Source organism: Rahnella sp. RcJ3, from assembly GCF_009498575.1.
GTDB classification, from domain to species: Bacteria; Pseudomonadota; Gammaproteobacteria; order Enterobacterales; family Enterobacteriaceae; genus Rahnella; species Rahnella aceris.
This window is the reverse complement of the sequence record NZ_QSNX01000003.1, coordinates 57,660-82,880: the sequence shown is the minus strand read 5'-3', so window position 1 is coordinate 82,880 and position 25,221 is coordinate 57,660. Positions and strand designations below refer to the sequence as shown.

General features: G+C 51.5%; 26 protein-coding genes and 2 pseudogenes. 12 read left to right on the top strand and 16 right to left on the bottom strand.

Annotated features, from left to right (window positions below):
- The first annotated feature begins 207 nt into the window (after window positions 1–207).
- Genes DXU84_RS05235 through DXU84_RS05225 form a run of 3 tightly spaced genes read left to right on the top strand, consistent with a single transcriptional unit; the run spans window position 208 to window position 2,920 of the window.
- Window positions 208–1,404, top strand: a complete 1,197-nt coding sequence (locus tag DXU84_RS05235; RefSeq protein ID WP_131638788.1) for an MFS transporter — start codon at window positions 208–210, stop codon at window positions 1,402–1,404.
- A gap of 10 nt (window positions 1,405–1,414) precedes the next feature.
- Window positions 1,415–2,443, top strand: a complete 1,029-nt coding sequence (locus DXU84_RS05230) for an alpha/beta hydrolase (protein ID WP_153375037.1) — start codon at window positions 1,415–1,417, stop codon at window positions 2,441–2,443.
- A 48-nt stretch (window positions 2,444–2,491) separates the two neighbouring features.
- Window positions 2,492–2,920, top strand: coding sequence for a cyclophilin-like fold protein (locus DXU84_RS05225; RefSeq protein WP_232829671.1), 429 nt, complete (start codon window positions 2,492–2,494; stop codon window positions 2,918–2,920).
- A gap of 324 nt (window positions 2,921–3,244) precedes the next feature.
- On the opposite strand, the gene DXU84_RS05220 is transcribed toward DXU84_RS05225, so the two are convergent.
- Window positions 3,245–4,141: a LysR family transcriptional regulator gene (locus DXU84_RS05220; protein WP_153375035.1), complete on the bottom strand. Its 897-nt coding sequence runs from the start codon at window positions 4,139–4,141 to the stop codon at window positions 3,245–3,247.
- A 97-nt stretch (window positions 4,142–4,238) separates the two neighbouring features.
- Here DXU84_RS05220 and DXU84_RS05215 point away from each other — a divergent pair, with 97 nt between their 5' ends.
- Window positions 4,239–5,294 carry an SDR family oxidoreductase gene (locus DXU84_RS05215; RefSeq protein WP_013574956.1) on the top strand — a complete coding sequence of 352 codons (1,056 nt, stop codon included), beginning with the start codon at window positions 4,239–4,241 and terminating at the stop codon, window positions 5,292–5,294.
- A gap of 21 nt (window positions 5,295–5,315) precedes the next feature.
- Here the strand turns inward: DXU84_RS05215 and DXU84_RS05210 are convergent, their stop codons facing one another.
- Complete coding sequence (locus DXU84_RS05210; RefSeq protein ID WP_015689645.1) at window positions 5,316–5,519, bottom strand: hypothetical protein; 204 nt, start codon at window positions 5,517–5,519, stop codon at window positions 5,316–5,318.
- 42 nt (window positions 5,520–5,561) lie between these two features.
- Here DXU84_RS05210 and DXU84_RS05205 point away from each other — a divergent pair.
- Window positions 5,562–5,705: pseudogene (locus DXU84_RS05205) on the top strand (TolC family protein); the annotation flags it as partial.
- Window positions 5,706–5,803: 98 nt separating this feature from the next.
- Here the strand turns inward: DXU84_RS05205 and DXU84_RS05200 are convergent.
- Window positions 5,804–6,286, bottom strand: a complete 483-nt coding sequence (locus DXU84_RS05200) for a MarR family winged helix-turn-helix transcriptional regulator (RefSeq protein ID WP_013574957.1) — start codon at window positions 6,284–6,286, stop codon at window positions 5,804–5,806.
- A 70-nt stretch (window positions 6,287–6,356) separates the two neighbouring features.
- Between DXU84_RS05200 and DXU84_RS05195 the strand changes: the two genes are divergently transcribed.
- Window positions 6,357–7,292, top strand: coding sequence for a zinc-binding alcohol dehydrogenase family protein (locus DXU84_RS05195; protein ID WP_013574958.1), 936 nt, complete (start codon window positions 6,357–6,359; stop codon window positions 7,290–7,292).
- Window positions 7,293–7,780: 488 nt separating this feature from the next.
- Here DXU84_RS05195 and DXU84_RS05185 read toward each other — a convergent pair whose 3' ends face one another.
- Window positions 7,781–8,680, bottom strand: a complete 900-nt coding sequence (locus tag DXU84_RS05185) for a LysR family transcriptional regulator (RefSeq protein WP_153375033.1) — start codon at window positions 8,678–8,680, stop codon at window positions 7,781–7,783.
- A 140-nt stretch (window positions 8,681–8,820) separates the two neighbouring features.
- On the opposite strand from DXU84_RS05185, the gene DXU84_RS05180 reads away from it, so the two are divergent.
- Genes DXU84_RS05180 through DXU84_RS05170 form a run of 3 tightly spaced genes read left to right on the top strand, consistent with a single transcriptional unit; the run spans window position 8,821 to window position 10,793 of the window.
- Complete coding sequence (locus tag DXU84_RS05180) at window positions 8,821–9,396, top strand: NAD(P)H-dependent oxidoreductase (RefSeq protein ID WP_153375031.1); 576 nt, start codon at window positions 8,821–8,823, stop codon at window positions 9,394–9,396.
- A 15-nt stretch (window positions 9,397–9,411) separates the two neighbouring features.
- Complete coding sequence (locus tag DXU84_RS05175) at window positions 9,412–9,690, top strand: YciI family protein (RefSeq protein WP_013574961.1); 279 nt, start codon at window positions 9,412–9,414, stop codon at window positions 9,688–9,690.
- Between the two features lie 44 nt (window positions 9,691–9,734).
- Entirely contained in the window at window positions 9,735–10,793 is a 1,059-nt protein-coding gene (locus tag DXU84_RS05170; protein ID WP_153375029.1) for an aldo/keto reductase, read from the top strand.
- Window positions 10,794–11,140: 347 nt separating this feature from the next.
- Here the strand turns inward: DXU84_RS05170 and DXU84_RS05165 are convergent, their stop codons facing one another.
- The 3 genes from DXU84_RS05165 to DXU84_RS05155 form a co-directional block, all read right to left on the bottom strand.
- Window positions 11,141–11,764 carry a pyridoxamine 5'-phosphate oxidase family protein gene (locus DXU84_RS05165; protein WP_015689647.1) on the bottom strand — a complete coding sequence of 208 codons (624 nt, stop codon included), beginning with the start codon at window positions 11,762–11,764 and terminating at the stop codon, window positions 11,141–11,143.
- A gap of 228 nt (window positions 11,765–11,992) precedes the next feature.
- The gene (locus DXU84_RS05160) at window positions 11,993–12,532 is read right to left on the bottom strand and encodes a LysE family translocator (protein ID WP_153375027.1); all 540 of its coding nucleotides are present in this window, start codon (window positions 12,530–12,532) and stop codon (window positions 11,993–11,995) included.
- 4 nt (window positions 12,533–12,536) lie between these two features.
- Complete coding sequence (locus DXU84_RS05155) at window positions 12,537–12,833, bottom strand: chorismate mutase (RefSeq protein WP_013574966.1); 297 nt, start codon at window positions 12,831–12,833, stop codon at window positions 12,537–12,539.
- A gap of 337 nt (window positions 12,834–13,170) precedes the next feature.
- Here DXU84_RS05155 and DXU84_RS05150 point away from each other — a divergent pair, with 337 nt between their 5' ends.
- Window positions 13,171–13,788, top strand: coding sequence for a dTMP kinase (locus DXU84_RS05150; RefSeq protein WP_112151781.1), 618 nt, complete (start codon window positions 13,171–13,173; stop codon window positions 13,786–13,788).
- Between the two features lie 137 nt (window positions 13,789–13,925).
- On the top strand, window positions 13,926–14,408 hold the full coding sequence (locus DXU84_RS05145; RefSeq protein ID WP_013574968.1) for a glutathione peroxidase: 483 nt from the start codon (window positions 13,926–13,928) through the stop codon (window positions 14,406–14,408).
- On the opposite strand, the gene DXU84_RS05140 is transcribed toward DXU84_RS05145, so the two are convergent.
- The 5 genes from DXU84_RS05140 to DXU84_RS05120 form a co-directional block, all read right to left on the bottom strand.
- Window positions 14,405–15,100, bottom strand: coding sequence for an ABC transporter ATP-binding protein (locus DXU84_RS05140; protein ID WP_153375025.1), 696 nt, complete (start codon window positions 15,098–15,100; stop codon window positions 14,405–14,407). The two genes, DXU84_RS05145 and DXU84_RS05140, sit on opposite strands and share 4 nt — an antisense overlap.
- Before the next feature lie 10 nt (window positions 15,101–15,110).
- Window positions 15,111–16,799 (bottom strand): iron ABC transporter permease, encoded by a 1,689-nt coding sequence (locus tag DXU84_RS05135; protein ID WP_013574970.1) that lies wholly within the window; start codon window positions 16,797–16,799, stop codon window positions 15,111–15,113.
- The gene (locus tag DXU84_RS05130) at window positions 16,783–17,820 is read right to left on the bottom strand and encodes an extracellular solute-binding protein (RefSeq protein WP_013574971.1); all 1,038 of its coding nucleotides are present in this window, start codon (window positions 17,818–17,820) and stop codon (window positions 16,783–16,785) included. Before DXU84_RS05130 ends, DXU84_RS05135 begins: the two co-directional genes overlap by 17 nt.
- Before the next feature lie 213 nt (window positions 17,821–18,033).
- The gene (locus DXU84_RS05125) at window positions 18,034–18,948 is read right to left on the bottom strand and encodes a GGDEF domain-containing protein (RefSeq protein ID WP_013574972.1); all 915 of its coding nucleotides are present in this window, start codon (window positions 18,946–18,948) and stop codon (window positions 18,034–18,036) included.
- A 338-nt stretch (window positions 18,949–19,286) separates the two neighbouring features.
- Window positions 19,287–19,883, bottom strand: coding sequence for an XRE family transcriptional regulator (locus tag DXU84_RS05120; protein ID WP_112197731.1), 597 nt, complete (start codon window positions 19,881–19,883; stop codon window positions 19,287–19,289).
- 43 nt (window positions 19,884–19,926) lie between these two features.
- Between DXU84_RS05120 and DXU84_RS05115 the strand changes: the two are divergent.
- Window positions 19,927–20,630 (top strand): annotated as a pseudogene (locus DXU84_RS05115) (B3/4 domain-containing protein).
- A gap of 276 nt (window positions 20,631–20,906) precedes the next feature.
- On the opposite strand, the gene DXU84_RS05110 reads toward DXU84_RS05115, so the two are convergent.
- Genes DXU84_RS05110 through DXU84_RS05095 form a run of 4 tightly spaced genes read right to left on the bottom strand, consistent with a single transcriptional unit; the run spans window position 20,907 to window position 25,219 of the window.
- A complete protein-coding gene (locus DXU84_RS05110) occupies window positions 20,907–21,680 on the bottom strand; it encodes a FadR/GntR family transcriptional regulator (protein ID WP_013574975.1) in 774 nt (257 codons plus the stop codon).
- A gap of 16 nt (window positions 21,681–21,696) precedes the next feature.
- On the bottom strand, window positions 21,697–22,482 hold the full coding sequence (locus DXU84_RS05105) for an ATP-binding cassette domain-containing protein (RefSeq protein WP_013574976.1): 786 nt from the start codon (window positions 22,480–22,482) through the stop codon (window positions 21,697–21,699).
- Entirely contained in the window at window positions 22,479–24,275 is a 1,797-nt protein-coding gene (locus DXU84_RS05100; protein ID WP_131638795.1) for a dipeptide/oligopeptide/nickel ABC transporter permease/ATP-binding protein, read from the bottom strand. Before DXU84_RS05100 ends, DXU84_RS05105 begins: the two co-directional genes overlap by 4 nt.
- Complete coding sequence (locus tag DXU84_RS05095) at window positions 24,272–25,219, bottom strand: ABC transporter permease (RefSeq protein WP_013574978.1); 948 nt, start codon at window positions 25,217–25,219, stop codon at window positions 24,272–24,274. The genes DXU84_RS05100 and DXU84_RS05095 overlap by 4 nt, the downstream gene beginning before the upstream one ends.
- Window positions 25,220–25,221: the final 2 nt, after the last annotated feature.

The following is a 25,221-nucleotide window of genomic DNA, read 5'->3' as shown; positions in this document are numbered from 1 at the left end:
TAAGTAATGCTTATAAGCCCATTCAGTATCCATTAGCTAGTAATGATGCACACCGCGTGTAAAATTTTCAACAAGAGCTTATTCCGCGAGGGAAGATTAACGCTCTTATTTTTTCATCTTTATTTCACGTTTTATTTTTTACGTTATTTCTGCGAATAGCGTTCAGCGTGTGTGCAAATAACCCTGGATTATTGGGAATTACTATTTATGTCCGCATTGCCGAGTCATACAAAACGTCAAAAAGAGCACGCTTACTGGAGCGGGGTTTTCGCGATGACGTTATGCGTCTTTGCGCTCATCGCTTCGGAATTTATGCCTGTGAGCTTGCTGACGCCGATATCAGCCGATTTAGGTGTCAGTGAGGGACGCGTGGGGCAGGGGATCGCGATTTCCGGTCTGTTTGCGGTACTGACCAGTCTCTCCATTTCTGCTCTGGCCGGAACACTCAACCGCAAGGTATTGCTGCTGAGCATGACGTTGCTGATGGCCGTTTCCGGTGCAATTATCGCGCTGGCACCCGGTTATCTGATTTACATGGTGGGCCGCGCATTAATTGGTATCGCGATCGGAGGATTCTGGTCACTTTCTGCCGCTACGGCTATTCGCCTGGTTCCGGCGCATCGGGTTCCCCGTGCACTGGCTATTTTTAACGGCGGTAACGCGCTGGCAACCGTTATAGCCGCTCCGCTGGGGAGTTATCTCGGGTCTGTCATCGGCTGGCGCGGGGCGTTCTTTTGCATCGTTCCGGTGGCGGTCATTGCCTTTATATGGCAGTGGTTCAGCCTGCCTGCAATGACCACGGAGAAAGCCGATAAGAGGACTGCCAATGTTTTTCGTCTTTTTGCTAACCCGCTTGTGGCCGCTGGCCTTACCGCCTGCGGATTGTTCTTTATGGGGCAGTTTTCCTTATTCACCTATTTGCGCCCGTTCCTCGAGACAGTCACGCAGGTAAATATCACCACGCTGTCGCTCATTTTGCTGACCATCGGTATGGCAGGCTTTATCGGCACCCTGGTGATTGGCACGTTTTTGAAGACCGCCTTTTATCCCACACTTATCACCATTCCCTTGCTGATGGCTGCAATCGCCGGGGCGCTGATCGCTTTTGGAAACAGTGTATGGATCGTTGCGCCGTTGCTGGGGTTGTGGGGATTAATCGCCACGGCGGCCCCCACCGGATGGTGGACATGGATTGCCAGAACCCTGCCGGAAGATGCGGAGGCGGGCGGAGGTCTTATGGTCGCCATCGTGCAACTGTCAATCGCTATGGGCTCCACTCTCGGGGGTTTTGCCTTTGACCATAGTGGTTATCAAAGCACTTTTCTCATCAGTGTCATTTTACTCGTCATCGCGGCTGCCCTGGCTTTATTAACGTCACGTAAAGATATCCATCCAACCCACTGAGGATTCATCAATGAAAGTATTTACCCTGCTGTTAGGGCTGTTAATCAGCTCATTTGCTGCGACAGGAGCCGATATGTCTAACGGAGCAGATAACTTTTACCAAAGCGATAGGGTCACCCGGCAAAAAGTGACCTTTAAAAACCAGTATCAAATGAAAGTCGTCGGTAATTTGTTTATACCGAAAGGGATGAAGCAAAACGTGCAGCATCCCGCTATTGTCATTGGTCATCCGATGGGGGCGGTGAAAGAACAAAGCTCAAATTTGTATGCCCAGAAACTGGCGGAACAAGGGTTCGTGACGCTGGCGATTGATCTTTCCTTCTGGGGGGAGAGTGACGGCAAACCCGGTCATCTGATTTCCCCTGAAATCTATGCGGATGACTTTAGTGCTGCAGTCGATTATCTCAGCACTCAGCCTTATGTTGATCCGCAGAGAATTGGTGCACTGGGTATCTGTGGTAGCGGCAGCTTCGTTATCAGTGCAGCCAAAATTGACCCGAGAATGAAGGCCATTGCCACCGTCAGCATGTATGACATGGGGTCTGTGTTCCGTCATGGTCTTAATCATTCCGTGACGCCTGAACAGCGCAAAGCGTTTATTAAGTCGGCTACAGAACAACGGCTGGTCGAGTTTAAAGGCGGCGATATTGCCTATATTCCCGGAACCGTGAACAAGCTCGATGATTCAACCTCTGCGGTTCAGCGGGAATTCTTCGATTTCTATCGCACATCACGGGGGGGTTATACGCCACAGGGCGAGAAAGAAGAGCTGACAACAAAACCGATGCTGAGCAGCATAGGGAAGTTTATGAACTTCTATCCGTTCAATGATATCGAAACGATTTCTCCGCGCCCGATGCTTTTCATCACCGGCGACCAGGCGCATTCGAAGGAATTCAGCGAAGATGCCTACAAACGTGCCGGACAGCCGAAAGAGTTGTATATCGTCCCGGGTGCTGGCCATGTCGATTTGTATGACCGTACCGATTTGATCCCTTTCGCCAAGCTGGCGTCATTCTTTAAAACTCACCTCAGTTAAACGCCAAAGCCACATCCTGCCGGGTGTGGCTGCTCTTCCGGAGGTCATGTGAAATATTTACTCACGAGCCTGCTTTGGGTGTGCGCTTTTGCAAGCCATGCCGACACCACACTGCGTAAGGATAACGTCATGAAGGCGAGAATGATCATTAATGGCCAACCATTTGAAGTCAGAATTCACGACAATCCGGCGGCTAAATCCTTTGTTAATATGTTACCTCTGCAACTCGAAATGACTGAGTTAAATGGTAACGAGAAATTTGCCGAACTGCCTCATAGCTTGCCTTCCAGCCCGGTGCAGCCGGGGACCCTTCATGCCGGTGATCTCATGTTGTACGGAACGCAAACGTTGGTTTTATTCTATGCCTCATTTGACTCTTCATATCGCTACACCCCCATCGGGAACGTTGTAAATCCCGGGACACTCCCCGCGATGGGGGATACAGATAAAATAGAGGTAGAGTTCAGCAGACAGTAATACAACGATATTGATATCGCAGGAAGTTTCTGCATGCACGCTTTGCCGTCGTCTATTGAGAAACAGAGCGTAGCGGTGCCCCCGCGCGCAGTCCCGCCATCACCATGTCTATGAGCCAGGTTAAAGGGAACGCAAATTCCTTTGCCAGATCGCATGAGCCCCGGTCAATAAATGCGTCAATCAGCGCGTTACCCACAGTGAGGGTCTTCCACTCTCTGAATTGAAGCCGGCGTTTGTGGGGGAGTTCATGTTGATGGGAGGGAAGGGGTTGGGCGTATTGACTGTCAACCGGAAGGCACGAGCCGTATTTTTATGAAAAAAGCATTATAGAATGCGTAAAGGCCCCGTCATCTCAGGCAGTAATTGTTCGATTACAGTGATAATGCTTCTGACCCTCTGCGGGATAAAGCGGGCGTCCGGGTAGACCGCATAGAGGAAGCGATCAGCTAACCTGTAGGCGGGTAATACCGGAACCAGCGTACCGGCTTGCAAAGCCCTGGCCGCGAGCGGTAGCTGCATGCCACCGATACCCATGCCTGACTCTATCGCCTGTAACAGCGCTTCACTGGTATTAGCCCGGAACACGGTATTAACTTTGATGTCGATAGTTTCACTATCAGAAACTAACCGTAGTGGTGCCTCCGGCGCGATGCCGCTGAATCGCACATGTGGATGTGCCGCCAGCTCACTCACAGAATGAACCGGTTTAAAACAGGGGGCGGCAAAAAGCGCCGTTTCAATACGTGCCAGCACGCGCGCCGCATGCGTTTGCGGAGGCTCATGGGTCAAGCGCAGCGCGACATCCACCCCTTCAGTGACAAGATCGGCGATGCGGTCATCAAGTGAAAGCGTAAGGTGCAATCCTGAGTTCATTTTCTGAAGCGTCAGCAGATGGGGTAAAAAGAGCTGGCCCAGCCCGCTCGGCAATTGCACATGAACCCTGCCATGCCAGTGGTGATCGGCAGGGTTCAGACGCCTTTCTGCTTCCCGCATGGCCTCCAGCAAAAGCTGCATATCACGCCGGTAACTTTCTCCCTGCTCAGTAAGCGCCATCACACGCGTTGTACGATGCAGCAATACCACACCGAGCTCCTCCTCAAGTGCGGCAATCTGCTGACTGACCGCAGATTGCTTCATACCGCTCTGGCGGGCGGCTGCAGAAAAAGAGCCTGCTTGTGCTACGCGCAGAAAGGTGGCAATGGCATTGAGCTTATTATTCATTTAATGATTCTGCTTATAAGTGCCATCAGTTTCATGGGATATGTGTGAAAAAAATAATATATCACACTGTATCTGTCACCTTCTCTGGAGAAACACCATGAATAAGACGCAGCAACAAAAGGTCGCGCTGGTCGCCGGCGCCAGCGGTATTGTCGGCAGCCAGCTTGTCAAAACACTTCTGCAAAATGAGTGGGAGGTTATCGGGCTGAGCCGCAATGCATTATCTCACCCTGATAATATTCAGGTTGTAAACGTCGATTTACTGGATGCGCAAAACAGCGCGCAGGCACTGCAACCACTCAGCCGCATCACCCATATTTTTTACAGCGCCTGGGTGAACGCCGCGAACTGGACAGAAATGGTTGAACCGAACGTCACCATGTTGCGCAATCTGGTCAGTAACATTGAGAAAACGGCACCCCTCCAGATTGTAAGCCTGATGCAAGGATACAAAGTTTATGGCGCACATCTTGGACCGTTCAAAACCCCGGCGCGTGAAAGCGATCCCGCCATACCCGGCGCAGAATTTAACGCGGCTCAGCTCACATGGCTCAGCCATTTTCAGCGTGGGAAAACGTGGCACTGGAATGCAATCAGGCCGGGTGTGGTTGGCAGCGCGGTGCCCGGCAATGCCATGAATCTTGCAATGAGCATCGCACTGTATGCGTCGCTGTGTAAGGCTCAGGATTTACCTCTCCGCTTTCCCGGTTCAGAACAAACCTGGCATAGCATCGTTGATCATACTGACGCCGGGTTGCTGGCAGAGGCGACATTGTGGGCTGCAACCTCGCCTGCGGCAGAGAACCAGGCTTTCAACGTGAATAACGGTGACATCTGGCGCTGGAGCGAGCTCTGGCCGCATATCGCGCGCTGGTTTGAGCTGGAATACGCACCGCCGGTCCGGCTGTCATTTCATCAGTTGTTTAAGGACTACCGCACGACATGGCGTGAACTTGCCGGGCAGCGGTTGATGGAAACTGACATTTTACAGCTGAACGACGGGAGTTTTGCAGATTTTGTGTTTGGTTGGGATTACGACATGTTTGGTGATGGCAGCAAGCTGCGCCGGGCAGGCTTTACCCGTATGCAGGCCACCCACGAAATGTTTTTCAGCCTGTTCACGCAACTGAGAGCGGCACGCATTATCCCCTGACAAAGCACCGGGCAGCATATTTCAGATTAAGCTGCCTATTGCTCCTGCCAGAGGCTCTACGAATTCGTCATAATGACGATCAACAATTTCCGGAAGACGTACACCCTCAGTCAAAGACAAGCGCAGCATTTGCTGGATTTTTTTGTCCTTTGATATTTTCTCAAAGGCAAAGAGAAGCCGCTGACGCAGGCGTTCAGCGCAAGTGCCTTTGAATGAGTCAGACATGCTCAACACATCACGGTAGGGTTGGGAATGGTGATGAGCCATCGCTATGCTAACGGTGCGACGGACTACCTGAATGTGCTGGATGCGCAGCGGACATTATTCTCTGCGCAACAGTCTCTGATTCAGAGCAGACTTTCGCAGCAAAACAGTCTTATTACCCTTTACAAGGCCTTGGGAGGAGGGTAGGAGCGTGGAGCTGTAGACTAGCGGACCCTGCCATGTACGGCTGTTTACGTGCAGGCTAAGTTTATTGCGCACTTCGCCTGCATATTCATAAGTCCGGATCAAACGGACTTAATGGGTTCCAATGCATTAAAATCATGAACGAAGTTTTTCAATAATCTTTCGAATTCGACGCGGTCATTGTCCGGCCAGCTATTGAAGATGTCGTTATAAATGAGTGCTCGCGTGTGATCGATTTTATCGGTCATCATTTTTCCTTCAGGCGTAACGACCGCTTCGTTAATTCGCTTATCTTTAACATTTCTCTGTCGATGGGTTAGGCCCATTTGCCCGAGTTTAGTTACCTGACGGCTTACCGTCGTATAATCCCGCCCCACCCGATCAGCGAGTTCTCCTACACCTATAGGGCCAAAGCGGCCTATCAGGACCAGCAGTGGAAATAATGCACGGTCAATATTAATACCGGAGTTTTTTATCATTATTTCATCACGTTGCGGCCGATTGAAAGCACCGACGATAGCCAGCAACGTATCATGTAAATCATCAAAATAATCGGGTTTATGTGTATTTTGCACTCTTTTCATTGACGGCATCCGGGAGTGGGAATAATGTGTGCATTGTACACATATATTTCTTGAGCTAAAGGTGAACTTAATGAAAGCAGCACTTGTTAATGGCAAAGGCGAAACGCCGATTTACGGTGATTTCATGGACCCTCAGGGAGATGAGCAGCATATAGTGGTCAACGTTAAAGCCGCTGCAATCAGTCAACTGGCCAAGTCGCGGGCCGCGGGAACACACTACAGTTCAGCAATGGAATATCCGTTTATACCCGGAATTGATGGCGCAGGTTATCTGACTAACGGAGACCCGGTCTTTTTTTTCGCATTGAGCTCCCCTTTTGGCAGTATGGCTGAGATGACCCTGGTTACGCCTAAAAGTATTGTGCCGCTCCCGGCAACACTTGATCTCTCAATGGCAGCCGCCATTGGTAATCCCGGAATGTCATCCTGGACAGCATTAACGCGCAGGGCGCAGCTGCGAAAAGGGGAAACTGTTCTCATCAATGGCGCGACAGGCACCTCCGGCGGTCTGGCGGTGCGTATCGCTCGTCACCTGGGCGCGGGGAAAATCATCGCGACTGGGCGTAATACTGAAGTCCTGGCGAAACTCCGTACTCAGGGGGCTGATATCACGCTTACGCTGGATGAATTATCGCATGAACTCCCGGCACTCATGGAACAGGGTGTTGATGTCGTTTTGGATTATCTCTGGGGGGAGAGTGCGCTTGATATTATGAAGTCTGCCGCTGCCGGAGGTGCCAGACTGGTGCGTTTTGTGCAGATCGGCTCATTAAGTGGACAAGAAATATCATTACATAGCAAATTACTACGCTCATCAGGACTGACCCTGATGGGGAGCGGACTTGGCAGCGTATCTGATGCTGAACTGGTCGCTTCGGTTGGTGAACTATTACAAGCTGCTGCTTTGAGTGATTTCTCAGTCCCATTTCGTATTCGGCCATTAAGCGAAGTGAATGATGCCTGGAATGAAGATGACAGCCGTTGCCGTACTGTTTTCAATATCTGATGTTAAACAAATGCAGTCTGGTCCTTAGCGGGTTTCTCAGAAATGGTATGGAAAAATCATAAAGTTACCTAAATGCTAATGCATGGAATCTGTGGCTGTCTTCGGAAATTTCACACTCACTGATTGCATCAAAGCCATAAAGGCATAGTACCGGAGCATGAAAAGCAAGAAGCCCGCTGAGTTTCCTAAGCGGGCTTCTTAAATTTGGCTCCTTTGACTGGATCACTTTTGCCATGAGCTGGCTAATAAATAAACTAAATTTGAATTCTTATCCTGTCAAAACCACCAAAAGACTGAGGTAACATCGCACCTGTCATATTTATCAACGGCTTAACCGGTACTTTGAGGGATCCGAAATTTCACAGACCTCCGGGTGGTCGGCCAGTTATTGCTCCTGACCTTAACGGCTACGGCGCACGCAGCGATATACCTGTAGCGCTGTTTAGCGCTTCAAACGGATGTGGACCTTTAACAGGTTATGTCGTCAGCTATTTTTTGGTTTTCATCATTAAAAAATCAATCAGCGCTTTGACTCGTTTTGCCTTGCCGGTGTTTTTTAAGTAGTAGAGATAAACCGGTGGATAGGTTTTCCAGTAAGGCATCATCACCGGGATAAACTGCTCTTTATCGTGTTGCAATTCATACACCGGCTCAAACAATCTGCCAATTCCAAGACCGCTGCGTATGCCATCTGCCATGACATCAATATCATTGCTGATGAGCTGCCCTGGCATCTCAACGGTTAATTGCTGACCTTTATCTTCCAGCATCAGAGGGAGGAGGCGGTTATTGGTAATAAAGCGGTAGCCGATGAGTTGATGCTGATGCAAGTCCGCTGGCAGTTTGGGCGTACCGTGTTCCGCGAGATAGGCTGCAGAAGCATACAAACCTTCACGAAACGGTTTCATCAACGGGCGGGCCACAACACTCTCTTCAAGGATATCGCCAAAACGAATGCCCAAATCAAAACGTTCATCAACCATGTTTACTGTTCCGTCATAAACGGATATCTCAAGCTGTATTCCGGGGTAGCTCTGGCAAAACTCTGCCATAAAGGGCTTCAGGATAAGCAGGTAGGCAAAGCGTGACAGCGTAATTCTGACCAGCCCGGAGGGTTCCTGATTCAGGTCTTTGATGCTTTCCACCGCACTTTCCAGTGACGCCACAGCCCGCGATGTCTGTTGCAACAATTGTTCCCCGGCATCCGTCAGCTCAATGCGCCGGGTGGTGCGCACAAAAAGCGGGTGACCAATATGCTGCTCAAGCAGTTTTAGCGCTTTGCTGACCGAAGGTGGCGTTATCTCAAGTTTCCTGGCCGCAGCAGTGATGCTGCCTTCACGGGCGATGCTCTGGAAAATACGGATTTGGTTGTAAATGACATTGTTCATGGCGACATCCAGCAGAGGAAACAAAGTTAGATTATTAGCTATTGGCTAAGAGTGTATGAGCTATTACTGCTCTAAAAAACAGAATCAGGGTTGGTTATACTCACTTACAGTAAAACAAACCCCTGTTAAAGAAGCCAAAAATGCAAAATGTACTGATTATTTCAGGTCATCCGAATCTTAGTGAATCCATTGGTAACGCCACTATCCTGGATGAAGTCGCAAAAGCGTTGCCCGGGGCCAAAATTCGCTTTCTTGATACTCTTTATCCTGACTACCACATCAACGTGGCACAGGAACAGGAAGCCTTACTCAACGCCGATGTGATTGTCTGGCAGTTTCCTTTTTCCTGGTATTCAGTGCCGGGCTTAATGAAGTTATGGATTGATCAGGTTTTTGTTCATGGTTTCGCCCATGGCTCAACCGCAAAACTGGGTGGCAAAAAGCTGATCATTTCCTTTACCGCCGGAGCACCAGAGGGCCTGTATTCCCCTGAAGGTTTGTTCGGTCACGACATTCAGCAATACATCACACCGTTTGAAACCACAGCACTGCTGTGCAATCTGGATTGGCAGGATCCGGTTTACACCTTTGGCATCAGCTATGCAGGGCGTGATGAAGCTAAAGTCCTGGAACAGAAAACACTGGCAAAAGTTCATGCCGCGCGTCTGATTACCGCGATTAAAGAAACTACCCTTGCTTTAAAAATGGCTGTGTAAAGGAGAAGAGGGAAAATGTATCTCATCAATATTACGGTGAATGGCGATATCACGGCTGTTCAGCATGAGGCGCTTTTCACACGCCATGTCAGTTGGTTTCAGCAGTATTTCAATGCAGGCAAGTTTGTTCTCATCGGTCCCTATTCCGATCGCGAAAGAGCAGGGGTGATTATTGCTCAGACTGAAAGCCGGGAAGAGCTGGACGCTATTCTGAGCGAAGACGCCTATCACCCCAATCTCGCTGAATATGAGATTCGTGAATTCATCCCGAAAATGGTGGGCAACTGGCAATAACAGACGTCGCAATTTTCATTAAATAACGTGGCAGGGAGATGATTATGCAGTATGTAAACCTGGGGCGCAGTGGCCTGAAAGTCTCACGACTGTGTCTGGGATGCATGAGTTACGGCGAACCGGAACGCCTTCCTCAGCCGTGGTCGCTTGATGAAAGTGCTTCGCGACCGTTGATTCGCCAGGCACTTGAGGCGGGAATTAATTTTTTTGATACGGCTAATATTTATTCAGGTGGAAGCTCAGAAGAAATTGTCGGTCGGGCGCTACGCGATATGGCGTACCGGGATGAAATTGTCGTCGCTACTAAGGCATTTTTCCCATGGCGTAACTCACCCAATACCGGTTTTCTCTCGCGAAAATCGCTGTTTCAGTCTATCGATGACAGCCTGACCCGGTTGGGTATGGATTATGTGGATCTGTATCAGATTCACCGTTTTGATCACGGCACACCTGTTGAAGAAACCATGGAAGCACTTCACGATTTGGTGAAAGCCGGGAAAGTTCGCTATATCGGTGCATCCTCAATGGAAGCCTGGCGTTTTGCAAAGATGCAGCATGTCGCTGAGCGTAACGGCTGGACGCGCTTTGTCTCTATGCAACCGCAATACAATTTACTGTACCGGGAAGAAGAGCGGGAAATGCTGCCGCTTTGTGAGGATCAGGGCGTGGGTGTTATTCCCTGGAGCCCGATGGCGCGCGGCAGGTTAACCCGCGACTCGAGTGAAACCACCACCCGAACGCAGAACGACGTCTTTGCGCTGAAAATGTATGAAAATGCCGCGCAGCAGGACCGGAAAGTGGTTGAGGTTGTGGCGCAGGTGGCCACCGGGCGGGGCGTTCCTCGTGCACATGTTGCACTTGCATGGTTGCTGTCAAAATCTGTGATTACCGCACCTATAATCGGTGCCACTAAAGCGGAGCACCTGTCCACCGCCGTGGAAGCACTTAACCTGACATTATCGGCAGAAGAAATTGCAGCGCTGGAAGCACCGTATGTTCCTCATGTTGTTGATGGCATCGTACCGCCGTTGCCTGAACAAGCGCCACGACTCTCACCCTTGCGAATCAACCAGGGAGCTGAGTGCGATGAAAATGGATTGTGAGGGTGGCGCGGTTAACGCGCCTTATCAGCAATAGTGGCGCAAAATTTAATGCAGCCGAAAAGAGAGGGTCGTTTATGAAAGCCGGGATTTCTTTATCACTTTTGTTGGCTCTGAGCTGTTCTGCTGTTGCGCAGGGGCAAAAAGTCACTGCTCTGCCCGGCAAGCAGGGCTGAAAAAATTAATTCAATTCTGAAGTTCACAGGGTTCATCTATCAGATGAAAGATTGCCTGAGGGTTAAGGATTGTCAATCCAGGTTCGCATTCCCTGCGTTTCTCCGGGATATCAGGGGATTGTTGGCTACTTCGGCATATCGATGCTGATGTTATTTAGTCGCCCAACATTACAATCAGTAAAGTGTGTTTTTCAATCGCTCCGGCAAGGCCTCGTCGTAAGCCAAACCATCAATTTCTGACTGTGAGATCATACTCAGGATACTTCCTGTGCTGGGCAGAGCCTGCCTGTCAATTTGTGCGGCAGGATCCCAGAGTTTTGAGCGAATGATCGCTCTGCTACACTGGAAAAAAACGCTTTCCACTGAAATGCGCAATACCGTTTTAGGGGATTGATTATTGATTGCGAATTTATCCAGCAAAGCCGGGTCTTTACGTATTTCAGCTGTGCCACTTATACGCAAAGTTTCGCCAATGCCGGGTATTAAAAAGAGAAGCGCAACCCGATTGTCATTTAATATATTGCGTAGACTATCAATGCGGTTATTACCCCGGCGGTCAGGCAAAAATAGAGTTTTAGCATCCTCGATGTAAATGAAGCCTGCAGGATCACCTCTTGGCGATACATCCAGACCATCAGGTCCCGATGTTGCAAGCGCCACAAATGTTGATGCTTCAATAAAGGGGCGGTAGGCAGGATGAATATGGTCTGTCACCTTTGTTAAAGAAGGCTTTGCTACCGCACCGTAAAGTTGCTCAAGCTCATTACTATCAGTAATGAGCATGTTTTCATCAGCCATCTCATTCACCTTCATTGATTTCAAAACACAATGCATGCTGATATTTATAGCAGATGCTTTTTTATTTGTTCATGTTTATGGCTAATAAGTATTTATTTCCAGGAGTAGCGTCAGCTCTTCGCTCAGAGCCGACGTTTCCAACGTAGCGGGCCGGTTAGTGCCAAATTCGGACATCCAATAGCTCTTATAAGCACACTTTTTTCCAGTGCTATCTAATACGAATATTTATTATTGCACGGCCATCGCCAGTCGAATCCCAACTGCAGTAAAGGCCAGCGCTACACCCCAACGAATGCCGGTCATCACCCTGTGATTTCCTAATACACTATGACTAACAGCCGAAGCAAAAATGCCATACAGAGAAAACACAGCAAAAGTCATGGCCGCAAAAATTGCAGAAAGAATCAACATGCTCTGTGTGGGGTGTACATCGCTGGCGGCGATAAACTGCGGAAGAAATGCCAGGAAAAATAGCGAAAGCTTGGGATTAAGAAGATTGGCAACCACAGCCTGCTGTATCAAGGCGCGATGAGATAACGCCAAACCGGGGCAGTCAGCAGATAAAAGTGTCTTATCCCGTAGCGTTTGCCACGCCATAAACAGCAGGTAAGCCACACCGGTATACAGGGATTTTTGCCCGCCGCTGTCCATCAAACCAATGCCGAACTGGTCGTGAGTATGCCGCCCAAAAGAGATATCGCTGTTGGCGTTTACCGCCTCGATACCCGCTACAGTAAGGGGGAGAAGTTGAATGGTATGTTGGCGCATGATGTCAGCGTTTTTCCTGTCGGAGCTGGTCGTGTTGCTCGAGTTCATAATCGATAAACGCACCGATCATTGTCCGGTAGACCTTTTCGATAATCACTTCGGGAAGTCCTGCTTCAGTGGCCTGTTGACATACCTTGTCGATGACCTGTTGGACGCGGTCAGGCGCGCGAACGGCTGAGTGGTCAATTTTGAAAGCTGCTGCAGCTTTAACACATTCGCTGCGTTGCGCGATCATCTTAACCAGTTCGCGATCAATCTGATCGATTCGATTTCTAACATCTTCAATTGACAAAAAATTCATCTTCAATCCACCTGACTAGTACATGAGTATGTCAGCTTACATAAAATTTCGATTAAATACAGTTTTGAACCTGAAAGGTTCTGGCTGAGAGGACGATATATAAAGTAAAACTTATCCAGAATCTCGCTGCTATTGGCATGGTGATGAATTTGTGAGGCTTAACGTGGGATGTTTTCCGTTTGCTAAGCGGATCCCTTAAACTACACCGTGCAGGTCACAACCCGTGAGTCAGAACCCTTGCCGGAATGTTCATCAGTGTCTGTTCATCTGAAGGAAATAAGATGCTTTTGCCAGATTTGAGCTTTACAAAAACCCTGTATCAATCGTCATTTCAGGAATGAGTCGTCCGTTGTTTATTTCTCTGGATGGGCCCAAGGGGGTCGGCAAAACCACACTGTTGGAGGCCATGACGAAAGTACTCAGGGCTGACAACAAGAAGGTGGTCCGGCTTTGCGAGAAAAAAAGCGATCCTTACAGGAGGGAAACAATGGCCCTCGTGAACAGGCTCGCCAGAAATCCCTCCCGTGATTTGGAGCTGGAGGTTTGTGAGCGCTTTGCTGATAGCCGTGCATGGATTTCCCGGCATGTGCTGACTAAACAGCCACCGGACAGCATTATCTTGATGGATCGTTGGTACCCGTCGGAAGCCGCGTTTCGCCGGATGGTTCCATTTGCAGAGATTTTACAGCTTAACATTGAACGAAATGTGAGAATGCCAGACCTGCATGTCGGGGTGGTTACCGCGCCTGATATTTCATGGGCGAGGGCCGCAGCCCGACCGCGTGGGCTAAGTAGTACGGTGATTCATAAGCTGGAAGATCATGTCGCCTGTACCCAGGCGTTCGAGCGGGAAGTTGCAGATCACGGCTGGGTTTTATGCCGTAATGAAGGAATGATCGAAGACGCAACGATGCAGGTTATTTCTGAGATCTACAGAGTGCCCGGATGCCCATAGTCATCGGTTTTGCGGGCAGACTCATTGAACCGGTGCTGCGACTGACTCTATCTTACTCATCGCGACGCGAGGCCTTTAGCACGTCGGTTTGTTTTTCTTTTCGTTCGACTTTGCCAATTCCCTCTGAGGAGCCCGACATGATCACCTTTCATCAACTCACCGCCACCAGTCTGGATGGCCAGCTCATCTCTATGGCCGACTATGCGGGTAAGCTGGTTCTGGTGGTGAATACCGCCAGCCATTGTGGCTTCACGCCACAATACGCAGGCCTTGAAGCGCTCTACAAGAAGTACGCTGCACAGGGTCTGGTGGTGCTTGGTTTTCCCTGCAACCAGTTCGGTAAGCAGGAACCCGGCGGCGCCGACGAAATCGCGCAGACCTGTCACATCAACTATGGTGTGAGCTTCCCGATATTCGAAAAAGTGGAGGTCAACGGCGCTGCTACGCACCCGGTGTTTAGGTATCTGAAAAACGAATTGCCCGGTGTACTCGGTGGGCGGATCAAGTGGAACTTCACTAAGTTCCTGATCGGACGCGACGGCAAACCGCTCAAGCGTTTTGCACCGTTCACCACCCCGGAGAAAATGGAAACCGTAATACTTGCTGCACTTGAAATCTAAATGTTCGCGTAATTCGAATCGTCCACCTTTATTTTGTGATATTCACCCTGTTGCACATAACCAATATGATCTGCCATCAATTGCGCTTCTTGCTCACTGTGCGTCACCAGAAGTGCCGTTTGCCCGGCTTCACGCAGAATATCGCGCACCTCGCCGCCGAGTCGCTCGCGCGTTTTTTTATCCAGACTGGAAAAGGGCTCATCCAGCAATAGGATCTCTGGATTCGGTGCCAGCGCGCGAGCCAACGCAATGCGCTGTTGTTGCCCGCCGGAGAGTTCGTGGGGATAGCGGCTGGCATGGCTATGCAATTCCACCAGTTTTAACAGCGCCGTCACTCTGGCTTGTTGCTCCTCACGCGGTATCCTGCGCAGGCCAAACGCAACATTCTGTTGAGCTGTCAGGTGTGGGAATAACGCATATTCCTGAAAGACCATGCCGACATGACGTTTTTCTGGCGGCAGATGAAGACCTGGCCCGGCAACGCGCTGCTGTGAAACATAGATCTCACCGCTTTGCAGCCGTTCAAACCCGGCAACGGCACGCAGCACCGTGGTTTTCCCGCAACCCGAGGCTCCCAATAAGCAAGCAAGCTCCCCCTCACGTACTGACATTGAAAATCCTTTCAATACCGGTTGCTGGCCGTTGTCATAAGCCACATGCACATCCTGAAGGCGTAACGCAATTTCTGACATGGTGGTTCCTTTAGCCGTGGCGAGTCATCTGATGACGCACCAGCAATATAACCGGCAGCGTGCCTGCGAGAACAATCATTAAGGCGGCAATGGCCCCTTCTTCATAGGTTCCACGAGCTGCTTCTGCATAGAGTAACGTTGCCAGCGTCTCGAAGTTTACCGGGCGTAAAAGCAAGGTTGTCGGCAGTTCTTTCATCGCGTCGGCAAAGACTAATAATGCGCTGCTAACCAGCGCGGGGCGCAGCAACGGGAAGTGAACCCGCACGAAAGTCCCCGCACCATTTTCCCCCAACAAACGCGATGCTTGTTCCAGCGAAAGAGGGATACGGCCAAGCCCGGAATCCAGTGCGCCGATGGCAATGGCCTGGAAGCGCATCGCGCAGCAGATAACCAGCAAGATACCGGCTGACATCAGCGGTAAGCCGCGAATATCCATTAAATCTGCCAACCATTTGTCTGCTGCCATTGCCGGAGTGAGAAAACCAATCGCCAGAATGGTGCCAGGCACCGCATAGCCTAAGGACGCAAGGCGCATTACGCCGCGACGAAAGCCCGACATTGTGTTATCTGCGGCACTGTGCCTCGCGCTCCAGGCCACCAGTAAACTGACGCAAACCACCACCAGAGTGGTGCCTGCCGCCAGCGACAGCGTATTTTGTAAGGCTGAAAGCAACGAAGGGGAGAGGGGATTTTCTTCACCTAAACGCTTTGCGCTTTCCCAGGCTAAAAATACAACCGGTGCGAGGAACCCCAGAATAACCGGTAACGCAATAACCGAGCTGAGCAGCCATCCACGCCAGCCGCGTACTCTGGTAGGTTGAATCTCTCGCAAGCTGCGGCTGCTAAGGCCTTGTTTTCTGCGACCATAAAATTCCAGCGTCAGAATGCAGAAAATAAACATCAGCATCATGCAGGCGATTTGCGCGGCACCGGCAAGATCGGAACGCGAAATCCAGGTGGTGTAGACGGTGACGGTTAACGTTTGTACGCCAAGAAATTCAGATGCGCCGATATCATTGAGCGTTTCCAGTAGCGCCAGGCTGATACCGACAGCCAGCGCCGGGCGAGCCATCGGCAGGGCAACACGAAAGAAAACACCGGCAGCGCTGCAACCCAGGGTACGAGCGGCTTCCAGCAAATGTGCAGGTTGGCTGATGAACATCGCACGGGTCGTCAGATAAACGTAAGGATACAGCACTAAGCCGAGCAGAATAATGGCGCCGGGCAGGGAGCGTAAATCCGGTAAACGGAACTGCCGCGGACTGTCGAAGCCCAGCAAAAAACGAATGAATGTTTGTAGCGGGCCAAGGGGATGCAGCAGGTCAAGCCAGGCAAAGGCCACAATATAAGTCGGCATGGCTAGCGGCAGCAGTAACGCCCAGCTAAGTATTTTGCGTCCGGGGAAATCCCATGCTGTGACCGCCCACGCGCTGCCGACGCCAGTCACCCCCACGATCACGGCGACACCTGCCAGCAAAAGCCCGGTATTTTTCAACACCGAAGGCAGCACAAAAGTAATGAGATTATCCCAGTGCGAGAAATCAGCCTGTGTCGCCTGCCAGATTAGCGCAACGATAGGTGTGAGTACGCCAAGCGCAATACCTAGCGCGGCAAGATGCAGCGGCGTTAATAATGACTGCGGCCCGGAAACCAGGCCGCGTAACGTCGGAAGACGAAGTGATTTATTGATCGAATCCAACTTTATCTACCAGCAGGCTCGCTTGTTTACGGTATTTCACCATCTCGGTTAACGGGATTTTATCGACATCGATTTCACCGATGGTGGCGGTGATCACCGGATCAAGCGCCACACCTTTCAGCACCGGGTATTCAAAGTTCGCTTTGGCGTATTGTTGCTGGGCGGGTGCGGAAACCAGATATTCCATCAGTTTTACGGCATCAGCTTTGTTCGGCGCATAACGAGCCACTGCAGCACCACTGATATTCACGTGCGTGCCGCCTTGTTCAAAGGTAGGTTTCACCACTTTAATGGCATCGCCCCACTTACGCGCATCGGTGCCTTCTTTGGCGTTTTTCATATGGCCAATATAGTAAGAGTTTGCGAGGCCAATATCGCAAATACCGCCGAGGATATCGCGAGCAACGTCACGATCGCCGCCAGTCGCTTTACGTGCCAGATTAGCCTTCACACCACGCAGCCACTCTTCGGTTTTCGCTTCACCGTGGTGGGCAATCATGGCGGCAATCAGTCCGGTATTGTAAGGATGCTGGCCGGAGCGAATACACACTTTGCCTTTGTATTCCGGGCTGGAAAGCTGTTCGTAATGCCAGTTATCCATCGCCAGCGATTTCTCGGCGTAAAGCACGCGAGCGCGCATAGAAAGCGCAAACCACTGATTATCTGCTCCTCGCAAGTTTGCCGGAATAGCCGTCTTAAGCGTTTGTGACTCCACAGGTTGTGTCACACCTGCTTCCACTAAATCAATGAGATTTCCTGCATCTACCGTCATTAGCAGGTCGGCAGGGGAGTTCTGGCCTTCCGCTTTAACACGTTCGAGCATGCCATCCTTGATGTAAACCGTATTGACTTTTATGCCGCTCGATTGTGTCCAGCTATCCAGCAATGGCTGGATCAGACCGGGTTCGCGAGTGGTATAAAGCGTCAAAGTATCTTGGGCGAAAGCCGGAAGGCTGACGGAGAAAACCAGAGCCGATGCAAGCGTGATACGGCGCAGTCCGGTGCGAGGCAAAGCATTCATCGTTGATATCCCAGAGTAATTGAAACTAATTGTGACCCGGGCAGGACAAGATCCCTGCGGCATGCGCACAATAAATGATAATCACTCACAGTTACAATCATTGCAAAGTGTAAATGATTCACATTTACACAACTTTAATCAACGCGATGATATGGCCGGACACGGAATCGGGAGGGCTTATGCAGGGGGATTGATACCCGATCGTTGTATCTCTTACTCCTCCACCCATTCGACACGATTTCTTCCAGAGTGCTTCGCCTGGTACAACGCGATATCTATACGTCGGAACAAGCTTTCCTGGCTTTCATTTTCTTTTTTTATCCCGGCACCGATGCTGACGGTGAAGCGAATTTCATCATTAATCACTAATTCTCTGACATGAACTAATATTTTTTCGGCCATTAATCGTGCTTCTTCAAATACTGACGTTTGCACGATGACGGCAAATTCTTCTCCGCCGACGCGGGCGGCGATGACGTTATTTTTAAAGAGTTCACTGAGCATCAGGCTAAAGGCTCTCAGGACATCATCGCCAATGTAGTGGCCGTATTTGTCATTTATATTTTTGAAGAAGTCAATATCGATTAAAAAGACGTAAACACTGACATTATCTAAGTCCATAAGGGCGTTTTTAAAATAACGACGATTTGGCAAACGTGTAAGCTCATCACGGAATGAATTAATGCTCATATCCGAATATTTATTATTCACATAACGTACGATGAAATAGATGCCTGCCGAGACGCAGACCATACCTGCCAGCTTACTGAGATCCTCAAGATAATACCCGACCCACATCGGCTGGCGAATAATTTCATCCATCAGATCAAATGCTGCAGACACAATCCATATCATCAGCCCCGCGTTTATCCATCGGCGAAGACTGGTTTTCAATAATAATCGATTAAAGTTCCACAAGATAAAGTTAAGTATCAGCAATTGGATGCCATCAAATATCCAGCCAGAATTTTGTATCCAGGAACCCTCGTTCTGTTTTGTAGAAAATGCGACAAGATTAAACACCATAACAAAAATACACAGCATCACCGATAATGCCATTGGCATATACAGAATTTTACGTGATTTGTTTTTAGTAAAAAGTCCGCTTTCATACTTCAAAAATGGCATAGTTAGTCCCTGATACAGGTAGATACTAAAATCAGATTTCGGGAGTGTCAGACTCTGACCTTCTTATTGTCTGAGAAAGCGCCGCAACACGCACAAAACAGGCTGAGTGATGATGGGGGATCAATCGGGACTTCTTCTTTATCAGATGAGCCAGCAAACTGTCAAGATGACAGTTTAGGCGTGACATCGGGGCGTGAGCAGGCTGACCCTGCCCGAGACTGCTCACTCTCGCACGCTGTTTTTACAAGGTTATTTAGCGCACCTCGAACTTTCCTCACCGGGCTGACCGGTAGCTGAACTACTCAGAATCACACCCGGGGAAGCAGCAGCCACCGTTTTCAGCGGCCTTTCTCATTCACCGTCATGGTAAACACGGTCACCTCCGTGCCACTGTTCATATAGGCATGCGGCGCGTCGGTTCTTGCAACCGCTGCACCACCGGGGCTTATCACGTAAGTGGTGTCGCTGACGACGAGCGTCAGGGTTCCGCCGGACACATGAAGCAGTTCACTGGTGCCTTCCGGATGGCCGGGAGACTCAAAGGTTTCCCCGGGGTAAAGCACCCACTCCCACAGCTCGACCATGTCCGGCCCGCTCGTGCCCGCAAGCAGGCGCGCGCTGCCACCTTTTTCTCCTTTCCAGAGTACGGGAATGTCACCGGCATTGATGAGATGAACTGCGGGCTTGCCAGCTACGTTGACAAAATCGGCCACGGAGACGTTCATCGCAGACGCAAGGCGGCAGAGCAGGGCAATGCTGGGGTTGGCCCGGCATCCTTCTATCTCAACCAGCATTCCCTTACTGACGCCCGCACGGCGGGAAAGCTCATCGAGCGACATTTTTTTCTGGCTGCGGTAAAGCTTTGTGCGCGCGGAAACGGCCTCGTTTATTCTGGCTGCATCGGCGTCGGTCGTTATATTGACTTTACTGGTCATAGGTCATTATTATGTAATAAATCAGTCATTACAGGATTATCCTATGCCAGCCGTGTCACCGTCAATCAGCCCTGAAATTTACCGCATCGCACCGGGTTTTCGTGCGCTCAGCATCTGCGTGAAAGCGGCCCCGTGGCCGATGAGCGGGTGGGGGAAGTCGCGCTGCGGGAAGCCTGCGAGGCCGCTCAGGCCGGGCAGCCAGCCTGGGCTGAGGCCCACCTCAGCGCATGGGCGGAGGTATTCCGCGCCTTCGGTGCAAAACCTAAGCGTACGCCCTGTTCGGCAGAAGCCCTGAGAAAGCGCGTCATAAAGGATGGCACGATGGCCGCTCTCGATCCGGTGGTTGATCTGTATAACGCGGTCAGCATCCGGTATGCCATTCCGGTAGGTGGTGAAAACCTTGCGGCTTACGCCGGGATGCCGCAGCTGGTTGTTGCTGACGGAACCGAAATTTTTGACACTATGAAAGACGGTCAGCCGGGAAGCGAGTCACCGGAGGCGGGAGAAGTTGTCTGGCGCGATGACACCGGCGTGACCTGCCGCCGGTGGAACTGGCGACAAGGCGTCCGGACGCGGCTGAGCGTGGCAGACAGCAGCATGTGGTTCATCCTTGAGAGCCTGCCTGAAATGCCTGTGGATGCGCTGCATGCGGCCGGCAGAATGCTGACAGACGGCCTGGAAAAAATGATGCCCGGGGTGCGCTGTCAGACCGTTCTTATCAGCAACGTATTGTCTGACGCGGAATAACTTTTGCTCTCCTGGCGCGGCCAGCCACTGTCGACAAGGATATTTATTCCTTCGTCTGTCTGAATCAAATATCCCGGTACAGGTATATCACCCGGCTGCATAGTCCCCAGGTAAAGCATGTACAGGCGCATGACATTTTCTCTTATTTTCATCAGCATAATAAAAATAGATGAATATCTGGCTGCTCACAACACCAGCGACAGCCATACCTCTGTTCTGATCTAACTTCCGCTTAAGCGGGATACTTACACGCTGAAACAGGTTTCAGAAGACGCGTCACTCCGCCCGGTCGCTCAAAAAACGCTCCTCAAGCGTGGCTTCCAGCCCAAGCATGGCGTCTTCGGCATGCTGCATGTGTTCGGTCATGATCTGCTGAACGGTGGCGGCATCCTGACGGCGCATCGCGTCGATCAGGCGATATTGATAATCAATGCCGACGCTGCGCGCCACCGGCTCGGGGCGCTGGTAAATATCTTTGCAGACGGCCAAATCTTTGAGCAGACGTTGCAGGAAATGGCAGATAAACGCCAGCAGAACGTTGTCAGAATAACTGGCCACCACGCCGTGAAAATCCAGTTCGGCCATGCGCTGTTCCCAGCGTTCAGCTTCGTCAGCGGGTTCATGATCGTAGACGGCAATCAGCTGATGCAGTTGCACGAAGCCTTTGGCGTCGATATTGCCGATGGCGCTGACCGCCACCAGAGGCTCCAGCGCTTTGCGCAAGGCGTAGATATTGCTGATGGAAAGCTGACGGGTAAACAGATAATTGGACAGCAAACTCATGGCGCGAGATTCGGTCATTGAATCAATAAACGCACCGCCACCGGGGCCGGTTTTGGTGCGGATCAGCCCCTGAACCTCTAAAGATTTCAGCGCTTCACGCACTGTGCCTTTCCCTGCGGCATAACGCGTTATCAGATCTTTCTCCTGCGGCAGACGGTCGCCGGGCAGCAGATTCTCGCTGATGATGCTCTCTTTGATGGCATCGACAATTTCATCAGTGCGCTTGCGGCGTACCGGTTCCGGTTGGTGTGTCATTTCAATACTCATAAATCCCTTCATTGATTTAAACCCTTGGCGCACTGGCCAGAAGACGTTGCGTGTAGGCGTGCTGCGGTGCGTTGAACAACCGATCATTATCCGCGCATTCTACTAAATCACCGTGATACATCACCGCCACGCGATCGGCAATGGACTCCACCACCGCTAAATCATGGCTGATAAACAGATACGACAGACCGAACTCACGTTTCAGGCGATCGAGTAATAACAAAACCTGTGCCTGTACCGACACATCTAAAGCACTGACCGGCTCGTCAAGCACCAGAATACGGGCCTCGGCCGCCAGTGCGCGGGCAATCGCTAACCGCTGAGCCTGACCGCCAGAAAACTCATGCGGATAACCACTGAGCGCATCGGCAGGCATCTGCACTGCCTCCATCAATTCCAGCATTCGCGCTTTACGTCGCATGGTGGGGTAGGCGCATAAATAACGCAGCGGCACATCCAGCGTATCAGCGATGGTTTTTCGGGGGTTGAGCGAGGCCACAGGATCCTGAAAAACATACTGAATCATCTGGCCGAAGGCTTTGTCACTGCGTTTAGCATGTGTCGACATCGCTTCGCCCATCAGTTTAATGGTGCCGGACGTCGGACGTTCCAGACCGACCAGCATTCGCGCCAGCGTACTTTTACCTGAACCACTTTCACCCACTACCGCCAGCGTTTCGCCTTCAGCCAGATGCAGAGATATCCCTTTTACCGCTTCAACCTGCAGTTTGCGGCCGGAGAACCAGCCGGAGGTACTGCCGAAGGTTTTCACCAGCCCGTTGACTTCAATCACGTTGCTCATATTGCCCCCGGCTGTGGTTTTGAGTTGGCATACAGTTCGCCGACCTGTTTGAGGAAATCGCGTCCCTGGCCGAGTTTCGGCACACTGGCAATCAGCCTGCGGGTGTAATCATGCTGCGGGTCCCGCAGCACTGACCGGGTTTCACCGCTTTCAACAATTTCGCCGTTACGCATCACTGCCACCCGGTCGCAAATCTGGGCGATCACGCTAAAATCATGAGTGATGAATAGCAGCGTCAGGCCACGTTCACGACGCAGCTGTTGCAGCAGCTCGAGAATACGTGCCTGTACCGTGACATCCAGCGCGGTAGTGGGTTCATCGGCGATGATGATTTCCGGGTCATTGGCCAGTGCCACTGCGATGCCGACACGCTGACGCTGCCCGCCAGAAAGCTGATGGGGAAAGGCGTCGAAGCGCGCCGCAGCCTCATCAATTCCTACGCTGTGGAGCAGCGTCAGTGCTTTCTCTTTAGCCAGCCGGTTTGACAGCGGCTGATGGGCCTGAATGGCTTCAATGATTTGTGCGCCAATGCTGAACTGAGGGTGCAGGGTGGTCAGCGGATCCTGGAAAATATAGGCCACCCGCGCGCCGCGGCACTGTTGCAGTTGGCTTTGCGTTCGCGACAGCATCTCTTCGCCGCCGACGTAAATCGCGCCAGCGGTGATTTCTCCCGGTGGGGAAGATACCAGCCCCATCACGGACAGCGCAGTGACGCTTTTTCCAGATCCGCTCTCCCCAATCAGCCCCAGACATTCTCCTTTGGCAACGTAAAAACTTACGCCTTTGACCGCTGCGACGGATTGTTTTCCCGAGCGGAAATTCACTTGTAAATCCACCACTTCCAGCAGCGCATTCTTGCCCTGTATGGCAGAGGGAACGCTGGCACGATTGACCGTAGTGACGGCTTTCCCGCGCAATAGAATGCCGGACTTCAGGCGTGGATCGAGCAGGTCGCGCACGCCGTCACCCAGCAGATTAAAACTCATGACAAGAATGAAAATCGTCAATCCAGGTACGATGGAAACGTGCGGTGCGCTGAACATCTGTGCGCGTCCCTGACCCAGCATCGAGCCTAAATCAGCGTTGGGTGGCTGGGTTCCCAGTCCGAGGAACGACAACCCGGCGGTCTCTAAAATCATCCAGCCGACGGTGGTTGACATGGTGACCACCACAACCGGCATCATGTTGGGTAGCACTTCGGTCAGCAAAATTTGCAAATGATTTTTGCCCGACAGCCGCGCCGCCTGAATAAAATCGCGCTGACGCAGGCCAACGGTCAGACCGCGAATATTACGGGCGAAGAAAGGAATATTCACCACCGAGATGGCGTAAAGCGCATTGAGCAGTCCGGGACCCAGCACCGTGACGATCACCAGCGCCAACAGTATATAAGGGAAGGCCATCAGCATATCGATCAGGCGCATCAACAGGCTGTCGGTTTTACCTCCGGCATACCCGGCGACCAGACCAATCAGTGTACCGAACAGTGCGGCCAGCAGCGTGGCGCAAACTCCCATTGCCAGTGACACGCGGGTTCCCCACAGCAGGCGGGAGAGCATGTCCCGGCCCAGCGGGTCTGTGCCGAGCCAGTGGCCGGGCGAAAACGGTCGCAGCAGACGGTTGAGCAGATCGGTGGCGTCAGGGTCTGGTAACGGCAGCAACGGCGCGGCGAGGGCGGCACCTGCCACCAGCACCAGCAGGATCAGGCCGAGCGTGGCCAGCCGGTTGGCCAACAGCAGCGCCCACAACGGCTGGCGATGACGAGGCGTGACAGTGATGATGTTCTGGCTCATGATTTTAACCTCGGGTCGAGAAGCGCCTGTAAAATGTCAGCACACAGGTTGATCAGTACATAGGCCGCAGCGGCAACCAGCACGCCACCCTGTACCAGAAGCAAGTCGCGGGTGGCGACGGCTTTCACCATCATTGCGCCAAGCCCCGGCCACTGAAATACCGTCTCTATATAGACCGCGCCGCCGAGCACAAAACCGGCCTGAATACCGATCACCGGAATGACTGACACCAGCGCCATACGAAAGGCGTGCTTATAGATCACTTTGCGCTCGGACAGGCCTTTGGCGCGGGCGGTACGAATGAAGTCCTGACGCAACACTTCGAGCATCGCGGTGCGGGTCAGGCGAGCGATAACGCCGGTGGCAACAATCGCCAGCGTAATAGCGGGTAAGGTCAGATGATGCAGCAAGTCGAGCCAGCCGCCACCGGCCCAAATGGCATACATACCAGAAGCAGGGAACCATTGTAGCTCTACGGCGAACAGCATGATCAGCAGCAGACCAATCCAAAACGAAGGCATGGAAATTCCCAGCAGCACCAGCAACGTAATGATGTGGTCGCCCAGGCCAAACTGGCGGACGGCGGAGAGTATTCCGGCCAGCAGCCCCAGCACGGTGCTTAACAGCAGTGCGCAGCCTCCGAGCAACAGCGTGGCGCCAAAACGCTCCATCACTTCATCAATGACCGGGCGATTAAGCACGTAAGAACGGCCAAAATCGCCGTGCAAAATATTGCCCGCCCAGATCAGATATTGTTGATAGAGCGGTTTATTCAGTCCGAGTTCCTGATTGATCCGTGCGACGTTTTCCGGCGTGGCCCAGGCACCGAGCAACGCCTGAGCCGGATCCCCCGGGATCATTGCCATAATCAAAAAAACAATCAGCGACAACCCGATAAACACCGGAATGGTCGAGAGCAGCCTTTTAAGCACGTAACTCCCCATAA

Excerpts from the sequence above, each read along its gene's own strand:
- DXU84_RS05095 (WP_013574978.1), bottom strand. The coding sequence starts at position 25,219 with ATGGGGAGTTACGTGCTTAAAAGGCTGCTCTCGACCATTCCGGTGTTT.
- DXU84_RS05210 (WP_015689645.1), bottom strand. The coding sequence starts at position 5,519 with ATGTCTGACTCATTCAAAGGCACTTGCGCTGAACGCCTGCGTCAGCGG.
- DXU84_RS05230 (WP_153375037.1), top strand. The coding sequence starts at position 1,415 with ATGAAAGTATTTACCCTGCTGTTAGGGCTGTTAATCAGCTCATTTGCT.
- DXU84_RS05195 (WP_013574958.1), top strand. The coding sequence starts at position 6,357 with ATGAAAGCAGCACTTGTTAATGGCAAAGGCGAAACGCCGATTTACGGT.
- DXU84_RS05155 (WP_013574966.1), bottom strand. The coding sequence starts at position 12,833 with ATGAATTTTTTGTCAATTGAAGATGTTAGAAATCGAATCGATCAGATT.
- DXU84_RS05145 (WP_013574968.1), top strand. The coding sequence starts at position 13,926 with ATGATCACCTTTCATCAACTCACCGCCACCAGTCTGGATGGCCAGCTC.
- DXU84_RS05130 (WP_013574971.1), bottom strand. The coding sequence starts at position 17,820 with ATGAATGCTTTGCCTCGCACCGGACTGCGCCGTATCACGCTTGCATCG.
- DXU84_RS05200 (WP_013574957.1), bottom strand. The coding sequence starts at position 6,286 with ATGAAAAGAGTGCAAAATACACATAAACCCGATTATTTTGATGATTTA.
- DXU84_RS05180 (WP_153375031.1), top strand. The coding sequence starts at position 8,821 with ATGCAAAATGTACTGATTATTTCAGGTCATCCGAATCTTAGTGAATCC.
- DXU84_RS05110 (WP_013574975.1), bottom strand. The coding sequence starts at position 21,680 with ATGAGTATTGAAATGACACACCAACCGGAACCGGTACGCCGCAAGCGC.
- DXU84_RS05120 (WP_112197731.1), bottom strand. The coding sequence starts at position 19,883 with ATGACCAGTAAAGTCAATATAACGACCGACGCCGATGCAGCCAGAATA.
- DXU84_RS05185 (WP_153375033.1), bottom strand. The coding sequence starts at position 8,680 with ATGAACAATGTCATTTACAACCAAATCCGTATTTTCCAGAGCATCGCC.
- DXU84_RS05215 (WP_013574956.1), top strand. The coding sequence starts at position 4,239 with ATGAATAAGACGCAGCAACAAAAGGTCGCGCTGGTCGCCGGCGCCAGC.
- DXU84_RS05235 (WP_131638788.1), top strand. The coding sequence starts at position 208 with ATGTCCGCATTGCCGAGTCATACAAAACGTCAAAAAGAGCACGCTTAC.
- DXU84_RS05100 (WP_131638795.1), bottom strand. The coding sequence starts at position 24,275 with ATGAGCCAGAACATCATCACTGTCACGCCTCGTCATCGCCAGCCGTTG.
- DXU84_RS05220 (WP_153375035.1), bottom strand. The coding sequence starts at position 4,141 with ATGAATAATAAGCTCAATGCCATTGCCACCTTTCTGCGCGTAGCACAA.
- DXU84_RS05175 (WP_013574961.1), top strand. The coding sequence starts at position 9,412 with ATGTATCTCATCAATATTACGGTGAATGGCGATATCACGGCTGTTCAG.
- DXU84_RS05165 (WP_015689647.1), bottom strand. The coding sequence starts at position 11,764 with ATGGCTGATGAAAACATGCTCATTACTGATAGTAATGAGCTTGAGCAA.
- DXU84_RS05150 (WP_112151781.1), top strand. The coding sequence starts at position 13,171 with ATGAGTCGTCCGTTGTTTATTTCTCTGGATGGGCCCAAGGGGGTCGGC.
- DXU84_RS05140 (WP_153375025.1), bottom strand. The coding sequence starts at position 15,100 with ATGTCAGAAATTGCGTTACGCCTTCAGGATGTGCATGTGGCTTATGAC.
- DXU84_RS05125 (WP_013574972.1), bottom strand. The coding sequence starts at position 18,948 with ATGCCATTTTTGAAGTATGAAAGCGGACTTTTTACTAAAAACAAATCA.
- DXU84_RS05160 (WP_153375027.1), bottom strand. The coding sequence starts at position 12,532 with ATGCGCCAACATACCATTCAACTTCTCCCCCTTACTGTAGCGGGTATC.
- DXU84_RS05170 (WP_153375029.1), top strand. The coding sequence starts at position 9,735 with ATGCAGTATGTAAACCTGGGGCGCAGTGGCCTGAAAGTCTCACGACTG.
- DXU84_RS05105 (WP_013574976.1), bottom strand. The coding sequence starts at position 22,482 with ATGAGCAACGTGATTGAAGTCAACGGGCTGGTGAAAACCTTCGGCAGT.